Origin of the sequence: Mesorhizobium sp. M7A.F.Ca.MR.362.00.0.0, assembly GCF_004023175.1 — a bacterium.
Taxonomy (GTDB): Bacteria; Pseudomonadota; Alphaproteobacteria; order Rhizobiales; family Rhizobiaceae; genus Mesorhizobium.
In genome coordinates this window covers 1-6,028 of record NZ_RZTF01000389.1, presented here as the reverse complement: position 1 = coordinate 6,028, position 6,028 = coordinate 1, and the positions used below count along the sequence as shown (strand labels likewise).

6 protein-coding genes are annotated in these 6,028 nt (G+C 64.0%); 2 read left to right on the top strand and 4 right to left on the bottom strand.

Annotation, left to right across the window (positions count from 1 at the left end):
• Positions 1 to 637, top strand: a 637-nt coding sequence (locus EOC06_RS30900) for a L,D-transpeptidase (RefSeq protein WP_164898821.1), incomplete at its 5' end; no start/stop codon positions are given.
• Positions 638 to 897: 260 nt separating this feature from the next.
• Complete coding sequence (locus tag EOC06_RS30895) at positions 898 to 1,818, top strand: bifunctional 5,10-methylenetetrahydrofolate dehydrogenase/5,10-methenyltetrahydrofolate cyclohydrolase (protein WP_127268830.1); 921 nt, start codon at positions 898 to 900, stop codon at positions 1,816 to 1,818.
• Between the two features lie 9 nt (positions 1,819 to 1,827).
• On the opposite strand, the gene EOC06_RS30890 is transcribed toward EOC06_RS30895, so the two are convergent.
• The 4 genes from EOC06_RS30890 to EOC06_RS30875 form a co-directional block, all read right to left on the bottom strand.
• Positions 1,828 to 2,826, bottom strand: coding sequence for a hypothetical protein (locus EOC06_RS30890; RefSeq protein WP_128309572.1), 999 nt, complete (start codon positions 2,824 to 2,826; stop codon positions 1,828 to 1,830).
• A gap of 31 nt (positions 2,827 to 2,857) precedes the next feature.
• A complete protein-coding gene (gene glcF, locus EOC06_RS30885) occupies positions 2,858 to 4,156 on the bottom strand; it encodes a glycolate oxidase subunit GlcF (RefSeq protein ID WP_128309571.1) in 1,299 nt (432 codons plus the stop codon).
• A gap of 11 nt (positions 4,157 to 4,167) precedes the next feature.
• Positions 4,168 to 5,373 (bottom strand): glycolate oxidase subunit GlcE, encoded by a 1,206-nt coding sequence (glcE, locus tag EOC06_RS30880; RefSeq protein ID WP_128309570.1) that lies wholly within the window; start codon positions 5,371 to 5,373, stop codon positions 4,168 to 4,170.
• The coding region (locus EOC06_RS30875) for a hypothetical protein (protein ID WP_306462369.1) at positions 5,370 to 6,028 on the bottom strand (659 nt) is incomplete at its 5' end. The genes glcE and EOC06_RS30875, both read right to left, overlap by 4 nt.

Sequence of the window (6,028 nt, the reverse complement as noted above, 5' to 3'; positions counted from 1 at the left end):
AATGGTGAGCCCCGACCTTTCCGCACCCTGGGTGCTGCAGCTTGGCCAGGCACCCGGCATCGTGCGCCAGAACCGCCAGGTGGTGCAGCAACAGCGGCGCCTGCGACTGGCGCAGCCCGACCGGGTGCAGACGGCGGCGGTGCAGCCGCCGGCCAAGCGCATGCTCGCGCGTCCTCAGATCAATCCGATCTACCTGCCGCAGGAAGTTGACTATGACGGAGGCCAGAAGCCGGGCACGATCGTCATCGACACCACCCAGAACTTCCTCTACCTCGTCGAGAAGAACGGCAAGGCAAGGCGCTATGGCGTCGGCACCGGCAAGCCGGGCTTCGAATGGTCGGGTACGCACAAGATCACCAACAAGCGCGAGTGGCCGGACTGGCGCCCGCCGGCGCAGATGATCAAGCGCGAAGCCGCCAAGGGCCGCTATTTGCCGACCTATCTTGCCGGCGGCGCGGAGAACCCGCTTGGCGCCCGCGCGCTCTACCTCGGCACGACCGAATACCGCATCCACGGCACCAATCAGCCGTGGACGATCGGCGGCGCGGTGTCGTCAGGCTGCATCCGCATGCGCAACGAGGACGTCGTCGACCTTTATGAGCGGGTCAATGTCGGAACCACGGTCGAGGTGATATAATAATCCTTGCGAATCACCTGGCCAGCAAAGCAGTCCGCTTTTCGGGCCGGTTTAGGGACAACGGGGGACGGGCCGTATGGGGATGCGGCCGGTCAGGAAGGGCAGCACGGGAAACCGCGCTGCCCTTTCCGTTTTTGAGCAGAAATCGAGGGCAAAGGTCACCGACGCGTCGCGCAACGGGCATAGCGGTTCGCTTTCATGCTGCCCTTTACCGCGTTCTTTTGCTATCTCGGTGGCTAGTTCCACAAAAGAGTTCACCCATGCCCCTGTCCGAAGACAGCCGTTATCTCAAGGGCGGCCCGGTCGCCCAGCGCATCATCGCCGCCGTTGCCGAGGACGCAGCGATCGCCAAAGCCGAGGGTTTTCCCCCCAAGCTGGTCTCGATCACCGTCGGAGACACCGATGCGGTGGATGTTTATGTGCGCAACCAGCGCGCCAAGGCTGAGCTCGCCGGCATCGATTTCGAGGAGCGGCGCTTTCCCGCCACCATCACGGCAGGCGAGTTGGAAGCGGCCATTCACGGCCTGAATGCCGATCCGCGCGTTACCGGCATCATCATCCAGCGGCCGGTCCCGGTGCATATCCCGATCAGGACATTGCAGGCGGCGGTGCATCCGCTGAAGGATGTCGAAGGCATGCATCCGGCCTCGATCGGCAACATCGTCTACAACCAGCTCGATCTCGCGCCTTGCACGGCGGCCGCCTCGGTCGAACTGCTCAAGGAAACCGGCCTCGACCTCAAGGGACTGGAAGTCGTCATCGTCGGCCATTCGGAAATCGTCGGCAAGCCGATCGCCTTCCTGTTGATGAGCGAAGGCGCGACGGTGACCGTGTGCCACCACATGACGCGGTCGGTCGCCGCCCATGCAAGGCGCGCCGATGCGCTGTTCGTCGCCGTCGGCAAGCCGCGGCTGATCAAGGCCGACATGGTCAAGCCGGGTGCTGCCGTCATCGACATCGGCATCAATTCCGAAATCGGCCCCGACGGCTCCAGCCGCATCGTCGGCGACGTCGACACCGAAAGCGTGCGCGAGGTCGCCTCCTGGATCACACCGGTGCCGGGCGGTGTCGGCCCGATCACGGTCGCCATCCTGCTGCGCAACACCATGGTCGCGCTCAGCCGCCAGCGTGCGCTTTATGAGGCGACCTACGGTACGGCCGACAGGCTCGCGGCGGAGTAGCTGCTTTCGTCACGTGTATTGCGGCACGTGGCATGTGATCCGGGATTCTTCGTCCCAGAAGACATAAAGCATGCCGCCGCTGCCCCAAAAGAAGCCTGCCAGTGAATCGAATTGCAGAAGAAATTTCATTTCCCGATCTGTTCCGGGAACCAACGGAAATTGCGGCCCTTGAACCCATGACGGCAGCCCGCCAAGCCGGAAGAGATTTTGCCGCGAATTGCTGATCCCCCACGACTGCCTGAGCCAGCGTGGCGGCGTAGGCGCCAGGCGGACGGTGCTCTCCTTCGAAGCCGGCTCGATTGCGGAGCCATAATCGGAATGAAACGGCGCGATCGGCGTCGGCATGCCCGCAGCATCGTGCGAATAATAGGCCGGTTCCAGCGAGCCGTCGCAGGTCTCGATGCGCAGCCGGGGAAAGGGCGGCATTATCCCGGCGCCGAACTCGTCCAGGGTGACGAGATGGACCAGCCGCCTGCCGCAAGCCGGACACAGGCCCCTTCCCTCACCGCCGATCGTGAACGGCTGTCCTGCCGTCGGCAGATGCCAGGTGGGATGATTGCGGTGCGTCGGGAACGGCGAGTCGTCTGGCGTGCCGCCTTCAAAGACGAGATGGTGACACAAACGAGGATCGGCGTGGGTTTGCCAATCCTCAAAATCTGGAATGTCTGCCAACCCTTCGTCCGGGAACAACTCGGGCGCCTGCAAGGCGGCGCGAGCCAACAGGTCTTCAACGTCAGCGCCGCCTTCCGCCGCATCTTGCAGGAAGGTTGCAAGGCGAGCCAGATCCGCATCGTCAAGGAACGAGACCGCGTCGTCGATCAGAGTGATACGGTGGACGCCGGCTTCGACGGCCGCCTCGATGAGCTGAATCAAGAACGCCGATCCGTCTTTCAAATATCGGGCGATAATGGCTTCGCAATCGGCATAGCGAGCCTGAAATGTCGAACGCGACTCCTCCGACAGAAGGCGAACCACGGTTTCGATATCTTGCTGTTGTGAGTTGGGCATTACCGCATCGTCCTTAGCGGATGCTTCGCCGTCAACTCATTTTGGGCGGCTCGCCACCATAGGCCCAGTCGAGCAGTTTTATCGTGTGCACCACCGGCAGCTTCGCGGCGGAGGCGATCTGGGTGATGCAGCCGATGTTGCCGGTGGCGACGATCGAAGCCCCCGTCGCCTCGATATTTTTCACCTTGCGGTCGCGCAGTTTGGCCGAGATCTCGGACTGCAGGATGTTGTAGGTGCCGGCCGAACCGCAGCAGAGATGTCCTTCACGCGGCTCTCGCACGATGAAGCCGGCCTTGGCCAGCAGTTCCTTCGGCTGGCGGGTGATCTTCTGGCCGTGCTGCATCGAGCAGGCCGAGTGATAGGCGACAACCGTGCCCGGCTTGCGAACCGGCTCGGGCAGATCGAGGGTCGAGAGATATTCGGTGATGTCCTTGGCCAGCGCCGAAACGCGCGCGGCCTTGTCGGCATAGGCCGGCTCGAGACGCAGCATGAAGCCGTAATCCTTGATCGTCGTGCCGCATCCGGAGGCAGTGATGACGATGGCATCGAGCCCGCCCTGGTCGAGGGCGCGCGTCCAGGCGTCGACATTCTGCCTCGCCGAGGCAAGTGCGGCCTGCTCCCGCCCCATATGATGAACCAGCGCACCACAACAGCCTTCGCCCGGCGGCACCACGACCTCGACGCCGAGCCGAGTCAGCAGCGAAATCGTGGTGTCGTTGATGGCGGGATCGAGCACCGATTGCGCGCAGCCGGTGAGGATGGCGACGCGGCCTCTTTTGCTCCCCTGCCCGGCATGGATGCCTGGCGAGCCCATCGGCGAAGCTGCCGGGATCGATGCCGGCGCGAGCTTGAGCATCGCACTGAGCGGCTTCAGCGCCGGAACCTTGTCGAACAAGCCCATGAACGGCTTGCCCAGCTTCGCCAGCTTGAGCGCGGCGCGAAAACGCTGGGGATAGGGTAGCACGAAGGCCAGCATGGCGCGGGTCAGGCGGTCGAGCAGCGGCCGCTTGTAGGTCTCCTGGATATGGGCGCGGGCATGGTCGACCAGATGCATGTAGTTGACGCCCGACGGGCAGGTGGTCATGCAGGCGAGGCACGACAGGCACCGATCGATATGGGTGACGATCTCCTTGTCGGCGGGACGGCCGTTTTCCAGCATGTCCTTGATCAGGTAGATGCGCCCGCGCGGTGAATCGAGCTCGTTGCCGAGCGTCACATAGGTCGGGCACGTCGCGGTGCAGAAGCCGCAATGCACGCATTTGCGCAGGATCTTTTCCGATTCCGCGACATGCGGATCGGCAAGCTGGGCAAGCGAAAAATTGGTCTGCATCGCGTTGGATCCTAAGCCATTCGGCCGGGATTGAGGATGTTTTTGGGGTCGAATTCCTGCTTCAGGCGCTGGCTGAGTGCGGCAAGTGCGGGCGGCTGCGGCTCGAACACCGGCAGAGCGGCGCGATGCGAAGGTGCGGCACGCACCAGCGTCGCATGGCCGCCGCCATGTTTCCTCAACAGCCCGCGCAGCAGGGCGGCTTCCGGATCGCCTTGTTCCATGCGCAGCCACACCAGCCCGCCCTGCCAGTCATAGAAGGCGCTGACGGCGGCCTGCATGCGCAGCGTCAGGACCATCTGGTGGCACTGTCCCGGCGTCATCGAGACACGCCAGACCGGTTTCTCGCTGTCGTCGGCGAAGGGCCTGCAATCGCGCACATCGCGCCAGATCAACCGTGAAGCGTCGCCGGCAATCTCCTCCAGCGGCCCGGCATTGGCGAGCAGCGTTTTCAGCGCGGCGATGCGGTAGGCGACCGACGGGCCAAAACCTTCGACACGCAGCAGCGTCGCGGCATCGTTGCCGAGACTGCCACTGGTGACGCGCGCGGCGATCCGCTCCGGCAGATGGGCGGCACTCGACACTTCAGCACTCGAGCCGAGCGCCAAGGCCATCGCGGCGGCAGCCGCATCGTCGAGCAGGCCACGAATGGCGAGCGTGACTTCGGTCTCAGGAGCCGGCAGCACCTTGAAGGTGACGTCGGTGAATACGGCCAGCGTACCCCAGCTGTTGGCCATCAGCTTCGACATGTCATAGCCGGTGACGTTCTTGACCACGCGGCCACCCGACTTGAAGGCCTCGCCGCGACCGGACACCACATTGATGCCCAGGACATGATCGCGCGCCGCGCCCGCCTTCAGCCGGCGCGGACCGGAGAGGTTCGCGGCGAGCACGCCGCCGATTGTGCCTTTGCCAGGCTCGCCGCCGAGCAGCGGGGCGTAATCCATCGGCTCGAAGGAAAGCTGCTGGCCATTTTCCGCCAGCAGCTTTTCGATCTCGGCCAGCGGCGTGCCTGCCTTGGCCGACAGCACCAGTTCAGCCGGTTCATAGAGCGTGACGCCAGAGAGTTTCGACAGGTCGAGCGTGTGTTCGGTTTGCAGCGGCCGGCCGATGCCGCGCTTGGAACCGTGGCCGAGGATTTCGAGCGGCGAGCCTTCCGCCGCTGCCCAGGCGACGGTGGAGAGAACTTCGTCTGACGTGGTTGGGGTGAAAGTAGTCAAAGCCTGTGCTCCCGAAGCCTTTCGAGCACGGCTTCGCCCCGTGGCGACAGCCGATAACCGATCTGGAGACTCTCGGTGAGTCCGAGTTCCCCAAGCTTGCGGACATCCTGCTTGAACTTCAGCTTTTCGACACCGGCCTTGTCGGCCAGGACAGCAGCCGGCACTTCCGGATGGGCGCCGATCGCCTGCAGGATCGACGGGAAGTAGCCGGGTGCCGTTTTGTCCCAGCGCGCAAAACGCTGGGTCAAGGCATGCCAGTCCTCATCGGAAAGCAAGGCGTCGCCGCGCAGGGCAACGCGTTCGTCGGGCTCGATGCCTTTGAGCTCGATGCGATAGACCGGGGTACCGTCATCGGGGCCAAGCATCTCCTGAAGGGCTCCTCGGGACGGAAAGCCGGCTGCGGTCGCGTCTTTCTCCGTCAATTCGGAGCCGCTCGCGATCGAGATGTCCCCGATCCTAACCGCACCTGACGCCGTTCTGACCCGCCCGCCGGCCTTGACGGTCGGCCGCTTCCAGCGGCGAAACGCGAGCGTCACTTCATTGCGCGCGATCTTGTCCAGCAAGGATTGTTTGAACAGCAACTCAAACCTCACTCGGGCATGGGTTCCTCGCCCCCGCAAAGCGGGGGAGAGGTGGCTCGGGCAAAGCCCGAGAC

Bases quoted from the DNA above. Each gene is read 5' to 3' on its own strand.
- EOC06_RS30895 (WP_127268830.1), top strand. From the start codon at position 898: ATGCCCCTGTCCGAAGACAGCCGTTATCTCAAGGGCGGCCCGGTCGCC.
- EOC06_RS30890 (WP_128309572.1), bottom strand. From the start codon at position 2,826: ATGCCCAACTCACAACAGCAAGATATCGAAACCGTGGTTCGCCTTCTG.
- glcF (WP_128309571.1), bottom strand. From the start codon at position 4,156: ATGCAGACCAATTTTTCGCTTGCCCAGCTTGCCGATCCGCATGTCGCG.